Origin of the sequence: Bradyrhizobium sp. URHA0013 (assembly GCF_000518345.1) — a bacterium.
Classification (GTDB): Bacteria; Pseudomonadota; Alphaproteobacteria; order Rhizobiales; family Xanthobacteraceae; genus Bradyrhizobium.
The window spans coordinates 1-16089 of the sequence record NZ_JADK01000006.1 but is presented as its reverse complement, the minus strand read 5'-3'; the positions used below and the strand labels follow the sequence as shown (position 1 = coordinate 16089).

17 protein-coding genes and 1 pseudogene are annotated in these 16089 nt (G+C 63.4%); 13 read left to right on the top strand and 5 right to left on the bottom strand.

The features are described from left to right. Positions 1 to 96 precede the first annotated feature (96 nt). From N551_RS0107705 to N551_RS0107670, 8 genes are read left to right on the top strand one after another with little or no spacing between them, the layout of a single operon-like run. The gene (locus tag N551_RS0107705) at positions 97 to 1209 is read left to right on the top strand and encodes an NAD-dependent epimerase/dehydratase family protein (RefSeq protein WP_027566463.1); all 1113 of its coding nucleotides are present in this window, start codon (positions 97 to 99) and stop codon (positions 1207 to 1209) included. Next, on the top strand, positions 1209 to 2273 hold the full coding sequence (locus N551_RS0107700; RefSeq protein WP_027566462.1) for a GDP-mannose 4,6-dehydratase: 1065 nt from the start codon (positions 1209 to 1211) through the stop codon (positions 2271 to 2273). Before N551_RS0107705 ends, N551_RS0107700 begins: the two co-directional genes overlap by 1 nt. Continuing rightward, positions 2270 to 3556 (top strand): TIGR04295 family B12-binding domain-containing radical SAM protein, encoded by a 1287-nt coding sequence (locus N551_RS0107695; RefSeq protein WP_027566461.1) that lies wholly within the window; start codon positions 2270 to 2272, stop codon positions 3554 to 3556. The genes N551_RS0107700 and N551_RS0107695 overlap by 4 nt, the downstream gene beginning before the upstream one ends. Then, complete coding sequence (locus N551_RS0107690) at positions 3553 to 4656, top strand: glycosyltransferase family 4 protein (protein WP_027566460.1); 1104 nt, start codon at positions 3553 to 3555, stop codon at positions 4654 to 4656. The genes N551_RS0107695 and N551_RS0107690 overlap by 4 nt, the downstream gene beginning before the upstream one ends. Then, entirely contained in the window at positions 4653 to 5783 is a 1131-nt protein-coding gene (locus N551_RS0107685) for a glycosyltransferase (RefSeq protein ID WP_027566459.1), read from the top strand. Before N551_RS0107690 ends, N551_RS0107685 begins: the two co-directional genes overlap by 4 nt. Beyond that, on the top strand, positions 5780 to 6868 hold the full coding sequence (locus N551_RS0107680; RefSeq protein ID WP_027566458.1) for a glycosyltransferase: 1089 nt from the start codon (positions 5780 to 5782) through the stop codon (positions 6866 to 6868). Before N551_RS0107685 ends, N551_RS0107680 begins: the two co-directional genes overlap by 4 nt. Continuing rightward, on the top strand, positions 6865 to 7989 hold the full coding sequence (locus N551_RS0107675) for a glycosyltransferase (protein WP_027566457.1): 1125 nt from the start codon (positions 6865 to 6867) through the stop codon (positions 7987 to 7989). Before N551_RS0107680 ends, N551_RS0107675 begins: the two co-directional genes overlap by 4 nt. A gap of 11 nt (positions 7990 to 8000) precedes the next feature. After that, entirely contained in the window at positions 8001 to 9068 is a 1068-nt protein-coding gene (locus N551_RS0107670) for a UDP-glucuronic acid decarboxylase family protein (RefSeq protein WP_027566456.1), read from the top strand. 24 nt (positions 9069 to 9092) lie between these two features. Here the strand turns inward: N551_RS0107670 and N551_RS35220 are convergent, their stop codons facing one another. Together N551_RS35220 and N551_RS0107655 are read right to left on the bottom strand one after the other, a co-directional pair. Then, positions 9093 to 9353 carry a hypothetical protein gene (locus N551_RS35220; protein WP_027566455.1) on the bottom strand — a complete coding sequence of 87 codons (261 nt, stop codon included), beginning with the start codon at positions 9351 to 9353 and terminating at the stop codon, positions 9093 to 9095. 109 nt (positions 9354 to 9462) lie between these two features. Beyond that, positions 9463 to 9960: a ferritin-like domain-containing protein gene (locus N551_RS0107655; protein WP_026234016.1), complete on the bottom strand. Its 498-nt coding sequence runs from the start codon at positions 9958 to 9960 to the stop codon at positions 9463 to 9465. A 228-nt stretch (positions 9961 to 10188) separates the two neighbouring features. Here N551_RS0107655 and N551_RS0107650 point away from each other — a divergent pair, with 228 nt between their 5' ends. The 4 genes from N551_RS0107650 (at position 10189) to N551_RS0107635 (ending at position 13193) form a co-directional block, all read left to right on the top strand. Further along, entirely contained in the window at positions 10189 to 10776 is a 588-nt protein-coding gene (locus N551_RS0107650) for an NADH-quinone oxidoreductase subunit B family protein (RefSeq protein WP_027566454.1), read from the top strand. A 29-nt stretch (positions 10777 to 10805) separates the two neighbouring features. After that, positions 10806 to 11675 carry an MBL fold metallo-hydrolase gene (locus tag N551_RS0107645; protein WP_027566453.1) on the top strand — a complete coding sequence of 290 codons (870 nt, stop codon included), beginning with the start codon at positions 10806 to 10808 and terminating at the stop codon, positions 11673 to 11675. Positions 11676 to 11748: 73 nt separating this feature from the next. Next, complete coding sequence (locus N551_RS38645) at positions 11749 to 12102, top strand: hypothetical protein (protein ID WP_197031109.1); 354 nt, start codon at positions 11749 to 11751, stop codon at positions 12100 to 12102. A gap of 203 nt (positions 12103 to 12305) precedes the next feature. After that, complete coding sequence (locus N551_RS0107635; RefSeq protein ID WP_027566451.1) at positions 12306 to 13193, top strand: manganese catalase family protein; 888 nt, start codon at positions 12306 to 12308, stop codon at positions 13191 to 13193. Between the two features lie 53 nt (positions 13194 to 13246). Here the strand turns inward: N551_RS0107635 and N551_RS0107630 are convergent, their stop codons facing one another. Continuing rightward, entirely contained in the window at positions 13247 to 13480 is a 234-nt protein-coding gene (locus N551_RS0107630; RefSeq protein ID WP_027566450.1) for a hypothetical protein, read from the bottom strand. A gap of 26 nt (positions 13481 to 13506) precedes the next feature. Further along, positions 13507 to 14703 (bottom strand): NADH-quinone oxidoreductase subunit D, encoded by a 1197-nt coding sequence (locus N551_RS0107625; protein ID WP_027566449.1) that lies wholly within the window; start codon positions 14701 to 14703, stop codon positions 13507 to 13509. Between the two features lie 161 nt (positions 14704 to 14864). Between N551_RS0107625 and N551_RS36830 the strand changes: the two genes are divergently transcribed. Continuing rightward, positions 14865 to 15101, top strand: coding sequence for a DUF3551 domain-containing protein (locus tag N551_RS36830; protein WP_155809547.1), 237 nt, complete (start codon positions 14865 to 14867; stop codon positions 15099 to 15101). 153 nt (positions 15102 to 15254) lie between these two features. Here N551_RS36830 and N551_RS35210 read toward each other — a convergent pair. Then, positions 15255 to 16059: pseudogene (locus N551_RS35210) on the bottom strand (SIR2 family protein). Between the last annotated feature and the right edge of the window lie 30 nt (positions 16060 to 16089).

Sequence of the window (16089 nt, the reverse complement as noted above, 5' to 3'; positions counted from 1 at the left end):
TGGCGCGCCGGTCGCCCGACCAGAACAGCAGCGCGCTTTCATTCTCATCACGGATTGATCCCGCAGGATCGATCTCACGGCGGCACGGAGCGGTGAATGACGCGAGTATTGATCACTGGAGGTGCGGGATTCATCGGATCGCATGCGGCCGACGCGCTGCTGGCGGCCGGCTATGAAGTCCGCCTGCTCGACAATCTCTCGCCGCAGGTCCACGGAGGCAACCGCCAGCGTCCCGCTTATCTTGCCAAAGACGCGGAGCTCGTCGTCGGTGACGTCACCGACGCTCTCGCAGTCGATCATGCGTTGCGCGGCACCGACATGGTCCTGCATCTCGCATCAGCAGTCGGCGTCGGCCAGAGCATGTACGACATCGAACCTTATGTCAGGACCAACGAGCTCGGCACCGCCGTGCTGTTGCAGACATTGTCCAAGCGCCCGGTCGCGCGGCTCGTGGTGGCCTCGTCCATGAGTATTTACGGCGAGGGCCTCTACCGGAGCGCCGATCAGAGCGTGGTTGCCTGCGAGGAGCGGGCGGTCGAGCAGCTTCGCCGCGGCGATTGGGAGCTGCGCGATGCAGCCGGCAAACCGCTCGATCCCGTCCCTACGCCGGAGACAAAGCAGCCTTCGCTGAGCTCAATCTATGCGCTCAATAAATATGCGCAGGAGCGCATGTGCCTGATCACAGGCAAGGCTTATGGCATCCCGACGGTGGCGCTACGCTTCTTCAATGCGTTCGGGCCGCGTCAGGCGCTGTCCAATCCGTATACCGGCGTGCTGGCCATCTTTGCCGCCCGGCTGCTCAACGGCCGCCCTCCCCTCGTCTTCGAGGACGGCCGGCAGCGCCGCGACTTCGTCCATGTCCATGACGTCGCCCGCGCCTGCCGGATGGCGCTGGAGGCGGAGCACGCGCAGGACGTCTTCAACGTCGGCTCTGGCCAGAGTCGCACCATTCTATCGGTCGCGGAGGATCTAGCCGAAGTCATGGGGCGCCGCGACATTGCGCCCGAGCTGACGCGGAAGTATCGCGCCGGGGATATCCGGCACTGCTTCGCCGACATGGGAAAATCCCGCGACGTGCTCGGCTTCGAGCCTCGCGTCGCATTCAGGGATGGGCTCGAAGAGCTGGCGGAATATCTCGCCGACCAGATCGCCGACGATCAGGCGGAGCGGGCCACCAAGGAGCTGCAGCAACGAGGATTGGTCGCGTGATGAGTGAACGAGACAACAGACCCGTCCTGATCACCGGCGGCTGCGGGTTTATCGGGTGCAACCTTGCCGACCGCCTCGCGGAGCGCGGCGAGCCGGTGCTGATCCTGGATAACCTCGCCCGCGCCGGCGTGCGGGAGAATGCGCAGTGGCTGAAGTCCCGGCATGGCGACCGGGTCACAATTACCGTGGCCGACATTCGCGAGCCGATCCCGGTGATCGACGCCGTACGCGAAGCCCGCGCCGTGCTGCACCTGGCCGCCCAGGTCGCCGTCACCGACAGCGTGAGCGATCCGGCCGCCGATTTCGAGATCAACGCGCGGGGCACATTGAACGTGCTCGAAGCCGTGCGCCTCCACAACAACGCCGCGCCGGTGGTGTTCGCCTCGACTAACAAGGTCTACGGACGCCTGATCGACGATGGCGAGATCGCGCTCACCGGCCGCCGCTACACGCCGACAAGCGGCCTGCTCGCCGCCGGCATCTCGGAAAATGCGCCGCTCGACTTCTACAGTCCCTATGGATGCTCCAAGGGAACGGCGGATCAATACGTCCACGACTATGCGCGGGTCTACGGCCTGCAGACCGTGGTGATGCGCATGAGCTGCATCTATGGGCCCCGTCAATTCGGCACCGAGGATCAGGGCTGGATCGCGCATTTCCTGCTGAGCACCATCCGCAGCAAAGAGCTGACGATCTATGGCGACGGCCATCAGGTCCGCGATGCGCTTCACGTCTCCGACGCGGTCTCGGCCTGGCTCGCCGTGCTCGATGGCATCGCGCTCGCCCGTGGACGCGTCTTCAATCTCGGCGGCGGTCCGGCTAACGCGATCAGTCTGCTGGAATTGATCGACCGCATCACCGATCTGACCGGCCGCAAGGTGGCCTATCGCTTCGCCGATTGGAGGCCCGGGGATCAGCCCTGGTACGTGACCGACACGCGCGCGCTCTCCAGCGCGCTCGGCTGGGCGCCTCAGGTTTCGTTCGCAGACGGCCTCCGATCCCTTCACACCTGGCTGGACGGCCGGTTCGGATCGTCACAAGGCAACCGCGAGGCGCTGGCATGACGCGTGTTGCCCTCATCAACCCGAATTGGGATTTTGGCGGCAGCATCTATTTCGGCTGCCGATCCCCTCACCTTCCGCTCGAACTCGGGATCTCCGAGCATTATTTGAAGGCGGCCGGGCACAAGACGCTGCTGCTCGACGCCCACATGTTTGACCTTTCTCTCGCCGATATCGAAGCCGAGCTGCGCGCGTTCGGCCCCGACCAGATCGTCATCACGACGGCACCGACCTATCTGTTCTGGCGCTGTGCCCCTCCCGAGCTCCGCGTCCCGCAGGAGCTTGCGAGGGCGGTGCGCGATCTGGCTCCGATCCTTATCGCGGTGGGCCCCCATGGCTCGACCGTGCCAAAAGCGGCGCTTCGAAAGCTCGGCACCGACATCGTCGTGATGGGCGAGTGCGAGGCCTCCTTATTGCGTCTCGCCAATGGCGAACGGGACTTTCCGGGCCTGTGCTTTGCCGATGGCGCCTCGCTCCGCGTCAATGGCGGCCCGCAGGCGGTCGCATTCAAGGATCAGCCGCCGCTTGACTGGCCGGAGGAGATGATCCGGCGGCACCACCATCACCACCACCGTTTCGAAGCCGGGCCGCAGGCGCCGGGCGCTGAGGTCGAGGCGTCCAGGGGATGTCCGTACAACTGCACGTTCTGCGCCAAGGAGAACTTCCGCAACGCCTACCGCAAGCGGCCTGCCACCATCGTTCTCGAAGAGGTCGAGGGCCTGCGCCGTCAAGGCATCGAATATGTCTATTTCATCGACGAGATATTTCTTCCGAACGAGGAACTGCTGGAAGGGCTGGCCACACGCGGGCTGAAATTCGGGGTGCAGACCCGCATCGACCTCTGGAAGCCGGACATGCTGGCTCTGCTCGGCCGCGCCGGCTGCGTCTCGATTGAAGCCGGCATCGAGAGCCTCACGGTCGAGGGCCGCGCCGCGCTCGCCAAGAACTGCAAGATGACGACCGACCAGCTTGCCGAACGGCTGGTCGAAGCGCGCCGTCACGTCCCCTTCGTGCAGGCCAATTTGATCGAAGTCCCCGAGGACGATGACCCCATCGTGCAGCGCTGGCGCCGCACCATGCAGGATGCCGGCATCTGGGCCAACGATCCGGTCCCGCTGTATCCCTATCCAGGCTCGCCGGATTATCGGAAGCTGTGGGGCGAGCCCGACGATTTCGCCTGGGAGCGCGCGCACCGGCACTATCTCGCGATGTTCGACCAGTTCAGCGACGTGCAGAACGATCGCCCGATCCCGCTCGAGACTCTCGAACTGCAGGTGGCGTCATGAGCCGCGGCTCGCAGCTCCGGATCCTGATGACGACCGATACCGTCGGAGGCGTCTGGACCTATTCGTCATCTCTTGCGTCGTCCCTTGCAGCGAAGGGCGCCGACGTCACCCTGGTGACGATGGGTCCGCGCGCGCGGGCCGGCCAGCTTAAGATGCTCCGTGGCTCGCGGGTCCGCCTGATCGAAACGGACCTTGCACTCGAATGGCAGGATCCGGAAGGACAAGATCTGTCCCAGGCCAGGCGCGTCCTTGCGAAGCTCGAAGCCAGAATCCGGCCTGACGTCGTTCACCTCAACAGCTTTCGCGAAGCGAACTTCGCCTGGCGCGCTCCAGTGGTGGTCGTCGCGCATTCCTGCGTCAACTCCTGGGGGCTCGCGTGCCGCGATACGAGCTGGCTCGGCGAACCGAAATGGCGCGGCTACACCGAACGGGTGACGGCCGCATTCGACACGGCACAGGCGTGGGTTTGTCCCAGCCAGTCCTTCCACGATGACATTGCGGAAATCTATCGGCCTCGCTCGCGCGGCATCGTGATCTGGAATGGAATTGACCCTCAGGGCCTCGCGGGACGGAAGCAAGACATGATCTTTGCAGCGGGCCGGCTCTGGGACCGCGCCAAGAACATCGAGGTCCTGGCGGCCGCGGCGCCTGGACTGGACTGGCCCGTTCAGGTCGCCGGGCCGGCGGATGAGTGCCCTTCGGCTTCCGTCACCTGGCTCGGGCAGTTGTCTCACGAAGCCATGCGCGCGCACTTGCAGCACGCTGCCATCTTCGCCAGCCCCGCGCTCTATGAGCCGTTCGGCCTCTCCGTTCTGGAAGCCGCGGCCGCGGGATGTGCCCTCGTCCTGTCCGACATTCCGACCTTCAAGGAATTATGGAGTGGGGCCGCGCTGTTCGTCGATCCCACCGACAGCAAGGCGCTGCATCGAGCGCTCGCAGGTCTGTGCACCGACGATCGCGAGCGGGTGCGGCTGCAACGTGCCGCCTTCGAGCATTCCCTGACCTACTCGCTGACCCGAACCACGAGCGCCTATCTCAGCCTGTACGAGGAGCTGCTTGCCGTCCATCACGCGCCCGCCCCCATGGAGGTCCGCGCATGAAATGCGTTCTGTTCTACCACGCGTTCACCTCCTGCTGGAACAACGGCAATGCCCATTTCCTGCGCGGTTATGCCCGCGAACTTCACGCGCTCGGTCATGAGGTCGTCGTGTTCGAGCCGATCGACGGCTGGAGCCGGTTGAATGCGATCCGCGAGGGTGGCAATCAGACCATGGAGGATATTCCAACGCTGTTTCCCGGCATCGGCATCCGCCGCTACGATGCCTCCCTTAATCTCGATGAGGCGCTGCACGGCGCCGATCTCGTCGTCGTCCACGAATGGAATTCACCTGATCTGATCGCAGACATCGGATCGAGACGGGCTCACGGCGCTCCGTTTACGTTGCTGTTCCACGACACCCATCATCGCGCCGTCAGCGCACCGGACGAACTTGCGCAGTTCGACCTCGACGGATTCGACGGTGTGCTCGCCTTTGGCGAGGTGCTTCGCCAAATCTATCTGAAGCTCGGCTGGGCCGACCGGGCCTTTACTTGGCACGAGGCGGCCGATGTCGCCCTGTATCATCCGCTGCCACATATCGAGCGCACCGACGATGTCGTCTGGATCGGCAATTGGGGCGACGGCGAACGCAGTGCCGAGCTCAACGAATTTCTGGTCGAACCCGTGGCCGAGCTGAAGCTGCGCGCGGGGGTCTATGGCGTCCGCTATTCGGACCCAGCCCTCGCCACCATTCAGGCCGCAGGTATTCGGTATGGCGGCTGGCTGCCGGCACACTGGGCTCCCATTGCTTTCGCCGGCGCGCGCGCGACTGTCCACGTCCCCCGCGGCCCCTATGTCCGCTTGCTTCCGGGCATTCCGACCATTCGCGTCTTCGAGGCGATGGCGTGCGGCATTCCACTGGTCTCGGCCCCCTGGTCAGACGCGGAAGGACTGTTCCCGGAAGGTGCCTATCTCAGCGCTTCCGACGGCGCAGAAATGAAGCGGGCGCTTCGTGCGCTGCTCGACGACCGGGACTTATGGTCCGCCACCGTGGAGACCGGATTCCGGACGATCAAGGAGCGTCACACATGCCGTCACCGGGCGGAGCAGCTTGTCGGCATCGTGCAGAACCTCCGGGCCTCACGCCACTCCACACCGCCCCTGCGATATATCGGAGCCTCCGCATGAAGATCTGCTTCTTCGGATCCAGCCTCGTCTCATCCTACTGGAACGGTGCCGCCACCTATTACCGCGGCATGTTGAAGGAGATCGCGGCGCTCGGCCACGACGTCACATTCTTCGAGCCCGATGCCTTCGAGCGCCAGGCCCATCGCGACATCGACGATCCGGACTGGGCGAAGGTGGTGGTCTATGCCGCGACGCCCGACGGTTGGCGAAGCTCGCTTGAGGAAGCCGCCCGCTCGGCCGACATGCTGGTCAAGGCCAGCGGCGTCGGCGTCTTCGATCAGGAGCTGGAGAACGCGGTCGCCGACATCCCATCGAATGCAATGCGCATCTACTGGGACGTCGATGCCCCCGCGACGCTGGAGTCGGTGGCGGACAATCCAGACCATCATCTGCGCCATGCGATCCGGTCCTACGACATGGTTCTGACCTATGGCGGCGGCGATGCCGTCGTATCCGCTTATCGCGGCATCGGCGCGCGAGACTGCGTACCGATCTACAATGCGCTCGACCCCGCCACGCACTTTCCGGCGCCGCCCAATACGCACTTCACTTGCGATCTGAGCTTGCTGGCAAACCGCCTGCCCGATCGCGAGCAGCGCGTCGAGCGGTTCTTCATCGATGTCGCACGCCAATTGCCCGACAAAACGTTCGTGCTCGGTGGATCGGGGTGGGATTCCAAAGACACGCCAGCTAATCTGCACAAGGTCGGGCATGTCGGGACCGGCGACCACAACGCGTTTTTCGGCTCCGGTCTCGCTACGCTGAACGTCAATCGCGACAGCATGGCGCGCTACGGCTTCTCGCCGCCAACGCGCGTGTTCGAGGCCATCGGTGCCGGAGCTTGCCTGATCACCGACCAGTGGGACGGCATCGATCATTTTCTCGAGCCAGATCGCGAGGTGCTGGTGGCCGCGAGCGGGGCGGAGGTCGCCGAGCATCTTGCCGCACTGCGCCCCGACCGGGCTCGGGCCATCGCAGCGCGCGCTCGTGCGCGCATTCTGAGCCATCACACCTACCGGCAGCGCGCGCGCAAGTTCAACGATCTCTTTGCCGCAAGCAGTTCGCGAATCGAGGCAGCAGAATGAACCTCACCATCGTCGTCGTCGGTCTTTCGGTTACTTCGTCCTGGGGCAATGGCCATGCCACGACCTACCGCGCCCTGATCGAAGCCCTGGCACGACGAGGTCACCACGTCACATTTCTCGAACGCGACGCCCCCTGGTATCGCGAGCATCGTGATCTTGCCAAGCCTTCCGCTTGGGCCGTCGAGCTTTATCAATCCTTGAAGGACATCCCGCAGCGTTTCGGCAAGATGATCCGAGATGCCGACCTGGTGGTCATCGGCTCCTACGTGCCCGACGGCATCGCGATCGCCGAATGGATTACGACCCACGCCCGGGGGATTACCGCCTTCTACGACATCGACACGCCGGTCACGCTTGCGAAGCTCGAGCAGGGCCTGGACTACCTTTCCGCGGCGATGATCCCGCGCTTCGACCTCTACCTGTCCTTTGCCGGCGGCCCGGTGCCCGGCATGGTCGAGGAGAACTATGGCAGTCCGCTGGCTCGAGTGCTGTATTGCAGTGCCGATACCGACATCTACGCGCCGCAACGCGCGGAGAAGAAGTGGGCACTGGGCTATCTCGGAACCTACAGCGAGGACCGGCAACCGGTTCTGGACCAGTTGCTGCTCGCACCCGCTCGCACTCTGTCACGCGAGCAATTCGTCGTCGCCGGCGCGCAATATCCCGGTGAGGTGGTCTGGCCCGCCAATGTCGCCCGGATCGAGCACCTCACGCCCAGACATCATCCGGGATTTTACGCAGAGCAACGCTTTACGCTAAATGCCACCCGCGCCGACATGCGTGCGCTCGGCTTCTCGCCCAGCGTTCGGCTGTTCGAAGCGGCCGCGTGCGGCACGCCCGTCATCTCGGACCGGTGGCCTGGAATCGAGACCGTCTTCGAGCCTTCGCGGGAAATCCTGCTCGCATCGAGCCCACGCGACGTCGTGGAGATCCTGCGCGACATGCCCGAGGAGCAAAGGCGCACGATCGCGGAAAACGCAAGGCGCCGCGTTCTGGCCGACCACACCTCCGACCATCGCGCCCGGCAAGTGGAGACCTACTACGCCGAGGCGTCGGTACGTCGCCGCCGGAAAGCACCGCAACTTCCCGCCTCGCGTCCCATGCAGGTCGCTCAAATCTGAAAGGCAGCACCATGACAGTTCAGACCCGCATCAACGCGTCCCGCCGCTCTCCCACCGTTCTGGTGGCCGGAGGCGCCGGCTTCATCGGATCCCACCTCTGCGACGCGCTTTTGCAGCGCGGCCACACCGTGATCTGCCTCGACAACCTGTTTACGGGAAGGATCGACAACATCCGGCCGCTGCTCAATCATCCGAACTTTCGCTTCATCGAACATGACGTACGCGATCCCGTCGAGATCGAGGGCGACATCGACCGGATCTACAGCCTCGCCTGCCCGGCGTCACCCCGTCATTATCAGAAAGATCCGGTCGGCACGATGAAGACCTGCGTGCTCGGCACTATCAACATGCTGGAGCTCGCGCAGCGGAAAGGCGCACGGGTCCTGCAGGCATCGACCAGCGAAATCTACGGTGATCCCGAAGTGCATCCGCAGCCGGAATCCTATCTCGGCAACGTCAATCCGATCGGACCCCGGGCCTGCTACGACGAGGGCAAGCGGGCCGCGGAAACGCTGATGTTTGATTACCATCGCATGTACGGGGTCGAAATCAAGGTCGCGCGCATCTTCAACACCTACGGACCCCGGATGCTGGAGAACGACGGGCGCGTGGTCTCCAACTTCATCGTGCAGGCGCTTCGCGGAGAGCCGATCACGATCTATGGAGGTGGTACGCAGACCAGGAGCTTCTGCTTCGTCGACGATCTCGTGCGTGGCCTCCAGTTGCTCATGGAGAGCCCATCGTCAGTCACCGGACCGTGCAACCTCGGTAATCCGCACGAGGTTACGATCGAGGCGATCGCGCGCGACGTGCTGGCGTATACGGAATCAGCCTCCCCGCTCCGGTTCGAGGAGCTGCCGAAAGACGATCCGAAGCGCCGCAAGCCCGTCATTGACACGGCCGTGAAGGCGTTGGGGTGGCGCCCGCGCGTGGCGCTCAAGGATGGTCTTCGCGCGACGATTGCTTATTTCGCCATGCGCATGGCCGGCGAAGCGCCGGCACTGGTCCCGGCCATTGCACCGCGGAGGAGCGGACGTACCGGGGCACGCGGCCAGCTCACGATCGCAGATCGGCAGTAACAGCCCACGAACCCGCGCGAGCCCTCAAGCGCGTGAAGCAGCCGCGCCACGGGCCGGCTTGCAGAGTTTCTCGAGATGGTACTGGTATTCGGAGATCGCGCGATTGGCCATCCGAATTCGGTTTGCCTGCCCTTCCTCGACCATCATGGTGATGCGTTGAGCCAGAAACACGCACGCCTCGAACTCATCGTGGATCGCCCCACTGCGGGCCAGAAAGTCCCATGCGATCTCATAGGCCTGTTCGGCAGCAGGATTGCGGTAGTCGCTGAAGATGATATGCGCCATTGCAGCAAAACGCGGATGAGAGGGTTTCGGTCGTGCGAGCCCATATGAGAACGCAGGCGGACTCAGCGACCGAAGCCGCTGGCCTCGCCCCTGCGGGTGTGATGTTCGATCAGGCCGCCTGGCGCTGATGCGCCAGATACTCCATCGTCACCTTCTCGACGTTTGAGTCGATCCAGGCGGCCATGCGCTGCTCCTCCTTCAGTGATGTCTCGAGCGGCTCCTTGGCCTCCGCGAAACCAGCGGCGCCGCAGAGGGCGAGCAGAGACTTGTAGGCAGCGATCTCGAAATTCTCGAAGGCATTGTTGGCGAAAGTGTTCTTGAGAATCTCGTCGCCAGCCACCGAGTGTGCCATGGCTTGCATGTTCGCCATCATGGATTGCGTCGTATCCTTGAGGCTGGAGGTACTCTCCCCGCAGGCTTCCAGGCATCTCTCCAGCCGCTTCAGTTGCTCGTTGGTCTCCTGAAGGTGAGCGGCGACCTTGGCCTTGACCTCGGGATATTCGTCCAGTCGTTCCGACTGACGTTCCATCAACTCTCGCGCCTGCACTTCCATCGCATGCGCATTGCGTAGTCCAACCACGAATGTATCGCGGGCTGCGTTCGTCATTTCATGTTCTCCATTCCACGGGGCCCTGTCGCCGCCAACCGCAGTTTCGATGGATCGTTCCTAGGGTGATCCACGACGCCAACGCCGGGTTCCGGCCGTCGGACCCGAAGCTAACCTGCGATAACAGAACGCAAATCCTCCTCCCGCCGCAGGAACGCCGCATGCAAATCACTGTTTCCCGGAGCGGGTGGTCGCATCGCCAAACGGCCGCAGCGCTCAGGGACACGAATGACAAACAATTTTCCGCACGTCGGCAGCTCAGGCCCTTCGCTTGACCGGCCTGGATCTGGGCGGCCGGGCGAGGGACGGCCGGACAACACTTCCGATCCGTTCTTCATGACGATCCGCGACGATCTTGCGGACAAGGGCTTCTTCACGGCGACGGCGGAGGAGCTGATCACCTGGGCGCGGACCGGCTCGCTGATGTGGATGACGTTCGGGCTCGCCTGCTGCGCGGTCGAGATGATGCAGATGTCGATGCCGCGTTACGACGCCGAACGCTTCGGATTCGCGCCACGCGCATCACCGCGCCAGTCGGACGTGATCATCGTCGCGGGCACGCTCACCAACAAGATGGCGCCGGCGTTTCGCAAGATCTACGACCAGATGCCCGAGCCGCGCTACGTGATCTCAATGGGGTCCTGTGCCAACGGCGGAGGCTATTATCACTATTCCTACTCGGTCGTGCGCGGCTGTGATCGCGTCGTGCCGGTCGACATCTACGTGCCCGGCTGCCCCCCGACCGCAGAGGCGCTGCTATACGGCGTGATGCTGCTTCAGAAGAAGATCCGGCGCATGGGTACGATTGAGCGCTAGAGAATTGATTACATCGGACCCGAATGAACATGACGCAGATCTCGCTTCCCTCTTCCGCCGACGCGGAGCACCCGCAATCCGACCTCGACCGCAATGACAACACGCGGCAGATCGTCACTGACGTAGCCTATCGTCAGCTTGCGATTGTCAACGTCATCTTCGTTGGCTTCGAGAACGCCGGCGACGGCAATTGGGTGCTGGTGGACGCCGGCATCCCCGGATCGGCTGGCGCCATCCGCTCTGCCGCCAAGGCCAGATTCGGAGGAAACGGCCGGCCCGCCTGCATCATCATGACGCATGGGCACTTCGATCACGTCGGCGTTCTCGAAACGCTGGCGAATGAATGGGAGGTGCCGGTCTATGCCCATGCGGCCGAGCATCCCTATCTTGACCGAAGCCAATCCTATCCGTCGGCCGATCCCGGCGTCGGTGGCGGGCTGCTCGCCCGGCTTTCTCCGCTCTTCCCGACAAGACCGGTGAACGTCGGATCGCGCCTCTATGATCTTCCCTTTGATCATAGCGTACCCTTCATGCCGGAATGGCAGTGGATCCATACGCCCGGCCATACCCCAGGGCATATCTCGCTCTGGCGCGAACGCGATCGCGTGCTGATCGCCGGCGACGCCTTCATCACGACGCGGCAGGAATCCGTTTACGCCGCGGTGACGCAAACACCGGAGATGCACGGGCCGCCGATGTATTTCACGCCCGATTGGGAAAGCGCGAAGACATCGGTGCGCGCACTTGCCGCGCTCGCTCCAGAGATCGTCGTCACCGGGCACGGCGCGGCCATGCAAGGGCCGCAGATGCGCGCGGCTCTCGATGCTCTCGCCGAACGGTTCGACGAAGTTGCCGTGCCTTCGCAATATCGACGCGGAGTCGTCGAGGACAGAGCTTGATCGCGCTGCACGGCTAGGAACGGTGGATGCTTCACATGATTGGTCCGACATCGAAACCTCAAGGAGAAGACAGATGCGTAAGACGATCCTGACGATCTTTACGGCAGCAATGCTTGCAGGCGCTTCAGTCGGCGCAGCGTTCGCGCAAGGTGCAGGCGGTGGCGCTGGTGGTGGCGCAGGCGGCGCAGGCGGTGGTGCGGGTGGCGCCGGAGGTGGCGCGGGCGGCGGCGCGGGCGCCGGGGCCGGCGGTGCGGGCGGCGGTGCTGGAGCTGGCGCTGGCGGTGCAGGAGCCGGCTCGGGCGGAGCCGGCGGCTCCGGTGGCGGCGGCATCACCCATGTCGAGCGGGGCGGACAAGGTGCTTCCAGTCCTCCCGGCATGCGCAACGAGACGACCCCACCGTCCAACGGCACCATGCCGCGGCGCTAACGGTTCGCGGTTCGCAACTTTCTAACGCGCGCTCCCTGCTGTTGCGCGCCTGAGAGCGGCCTCGGCGAGATCCTCTCCTCGCCGGGGCCGCATCGCGTTCACGTCGCAATTTAAAGGCTTTCAAAGTCGTCGCTAGAAACTTCATAGGAACGCAACCCGACAGCACTCATTGCGCAATAGCGTGAACACAAAAGGAGCTGCGCATGTACTACTTCGACAAACGACTGCAATATCCGGTCAGGGTCGAGAAGCCCGATCCGATCTTCGCCCGCCAGCTGCAGCAAGCCATCGGCGGCGTCGAAGGCGAGATCCGCGTCTGCCTTCAGTATTTCTTCCAGGCCTGGGGCGCACGGGGGCCGGCCAAATATCGCGACGTCCTGCTCAATACCGCGACCGAAGAGATCAGCCACATCGAGATGCTCGCGACCGCGGTCGCGTTAAACCTGGAGAATGCGCCGGCAACGATGCAGGAGACCAGCCTGCAGGCCAATCCGGTCGTCGGCGCGGTGATGAACGGCGGCGAGCGGCCGCGGCACGTGATCGAGGGCATGCTGCACCGGCATCTGCTCTCGACCGGCATGGCTGCCTTCCCTGCCAATTGCGACGGCGTTCCCTTCGATTGTTCGCATGTCTATGCCAGCGGCAATCTGGCCGCCGACATGTATTGCAACGTCGCGGCTGAATCCACCGGCCGGACCCTCGCCGTGCGTCTCTTCAACTCCACCAGCGATCCCGGCATGCAGGACATGCTGAGCTACCTGATTGCGCGCGACACCATGCATCAACAGCAATGGCTCGCGGTGATCGAGGAGATGGGCGCGGACGCCGCCCTGCCTATTCCGAACAGCTTCGACCGCAGCAAGGAGGCGACCGAGTTCAGCTACATGTTCATGGGCACCGAACGCAACGCGGCGCCGCTGCAGCCGGGGCGCTACTGCGAAGGTCCTTCGCTCGACGGCCAGGGGTCGTTCAGCTTCCGCGCCGGGTTCGAGCCTTTGGGCGAGGAGCCTGTGCTCGGACCGGCGCGGCCGGATAGCGGCGCACAGGTGGAGCAGATGAACGAGCCGCCGGTGACGAACGCGTTGGCCTGATTTTCGTGCAACGGCCGGGGTCGTCCGATGAAAGGGACGGCCTTGGCCGACGTCTAGCGACGCCGAGCCACCAGAACGCCCAGCAGAAACGCCGCAAAGACCGTTTGCAGCGGCGCTGCCTTGGTCATCTTCCGCAGTTGGTCGGCCAATTGCGCCGAGAGCGCCTGGGAAGGCGTGTCGGCTCCTGTTCCCGCATCGCTGTGCGGCTCATGCGACGTCCGCGCAATGAACTGATCGTCCACGAGGCCGGACGCTTCGGTCATGGCGGAGCTTTCCCTGATATCCATCCTGATCCTCCAATGCGGTTTTCCAGTCAGCGATCGACCTCGCCGAAGACAATGTCCAGCGACCCGAGGATCGCCGAGACGTCCGCGAGCAAATGCCCTTTGCAGAGAAAGTCCATCGCTTGCAGGTGGGCGAACCCCGGCGACCTGATCTTGCACTTGTAAGGGCGGTTCGTGCCGTCCGCGATGAGGAACACACCGAACTCGCCCTTCGGAGCCTCAACGGCGACATAGACCTCGCCGGCGGGAACGTGGAGGCCCTCCGTGTAGAGCTTGAAGTGGTGAATCAGCGCCTCCATGGAACGCTTCATCTCGCCACGTCGCGGCGGCGCGACCTTGTTGTCCTGCACGAGCACCGGGCCTTGGCCGTCCGCAGACTTCAGCTTCTCGATGCACTGCTTCATGATGCGCACGGATTGCCGCATCTCCTCCATGCGAATGAGATAGCGATCATAGCAGTCGCCGTTCCTGCCGACGGGGATGTCGAAGTCCATCTCGGCATAGCAGTCGTAGGGCTGTGCCTTTCGCAAGTCCCAAGCCGCGCCCGAGCCCCGCACCATCACGCCGGAGAAGCCCCACGCCCAAGCCTGATCGAGTGTCACCCGGCCTATATCAACGTTTCGTGCCTTGAAGATGCGGTTGAGCGAGAGCAGCCGATCCAGATCGTCGACGACGCGCAGGAACGGATCGCACCAGGCTTCGATATCATCGATCAGTTTGGGGGGAAGGTCCTGGTGCACGCCGCCGGGACGATAAAAGTTGGCATGCATCCGGCTGCCGGACGCACGCTCGTAGAACACCATGAGCTTCTCGCGCTCTTCGAAGCCCCAAAGGGGTGGCGTCAAGGCCCCCACGTCCATCGCTTGCGTCGTGACGTTCAGAAGATGAGACAAGATGCGGCTGATCTCGTGATAGAGTACCGTGATCAGCTGCCCTCGCCGCGGAACTTCAAGCCCGATCAGTTTCTCTATCGCCAGGCAAAATGCGTGCTCCTGCGTCAAAGGAGCGACATAGTCGAGCCGGTCGAAATAGGGGATCGCCTGAAGATAGGTCTTGGCCTCGATCAATTTTTCGGTGCCCCGATGCAGAAGACCAATGTGCGGATCGACCCGTGCGACGACTTCGCCGTCAAGTTCGAGCACGAGCCTGAGCACGCCATGAGCGGCGGGATGCTGTGGACCGAAATTGATGGTGAAATTTCTAAGGCTGGGAGATTGGTCAGGCATACGGCTTCCGATCGAGGACATCCGTCACCTTAATCGCGATCGGCATCGAACGGCTTCACACAGGTTAACGATTCGCGTCGAACCCGAGAAAGGAGCGATCAACGTTGCACTTTGGAACGCCGCTTCACGAGGGACGTTCAATGTTGAAATTGGAGATATTCATGAAACATCGATTGCTCCTGGCTGCCGCGTCTCTCGCGCTTGTGATGGGCTTCGGCTCCTCGACGGCCGCCGTCGCACAAGACCGCTACTGCCTTCAGGGCCGCGTTTGGGGCTATCCGGGCAACTGCCAGTTCGCCAGTTACGCTCAGTGCATGGCGACTGCATCGGGAACGAACGCCTATTGCGGCGTCAATCCTCGCTATGCCTATGCCCGGCGATATAGGGGATATCGGTGACCAGTCCCGCTTGCGGACTGGCAATCGAGCCCCGTTCTGACCGATCCCGCCGCTGAGCCGAGCGCCCCATGGCAGCAGAGCAAATGCTCACGGCTATCGTGTTCGCCGGTGGTCTTGGTCTGGGCGCGCATCGTGGCGGCGCAGTTGAGGCACTCACTTCTTTCGGTCAATACGTTGGCGGATGTCCAGCAAGAACCGGGTAACACCATCATCCGGGCTGACGCCATCGGGCGGCGCGATGGTGGTGATGCCCCAGTTCGCCAATACCGCTTCCTGCACCGGATTGCGCTGCGTGACGAAAGCGAAGGACCTCGGTCGGTCCTGGCGGTGCCCGGACTCCTCCCAACTCTGCCAAATCCGGTGCAGCAGGAGCCGAATGTTGGGATCGGACATGCTGTATCCGATGAAAAGCAACGTGCTTCCCAAGGCATCGGCGCGAAACCGATATCGAGTGGCGAGTCGAACGCGAGCCGGTTGAGGAATTCGGTCTCGGTCAGGACGAGCGAGGCATCGTCGTCGAAGTCGCCATGGAATTTGATGATGTGTGTGACGCCGGAACGGGCGCCCGCAATATCCTTTGCGTTGCTGATCTTGGCGTAGGGCTTTTCCAGGACGTCGAAGGCTGTCTCGAGGTTGCGGTCGTAGTTCGTGGTGTAAATGGTCGGAAAATCGAGCTCCACGATCAGCTTGTGGAGCCGCGAGGCCGCGATCCTGTCCGGGTCGACGCGCCAGTTGCGGTCGAGCCAGCTGCGGAGCGGGCCAATTCCGCCGCGCTTAAGCCGGTAGTACTCAGCCAGCATCTGATAGCCGCCGTGCATTCCATCGATCACGTTGCGCTCAAGTCCAAGGTCATCCAGCAGGTGGTCGATCAGAGACTGCCAGACGGCAGGCCGACAGCCATCGAGACGCCGGCACCGACGAACAGGATGGCGCAGCGCCGCTTGATCGCAGCGGCCAGGACCTCATGAGGCGGTCGCTCCTCGAATGC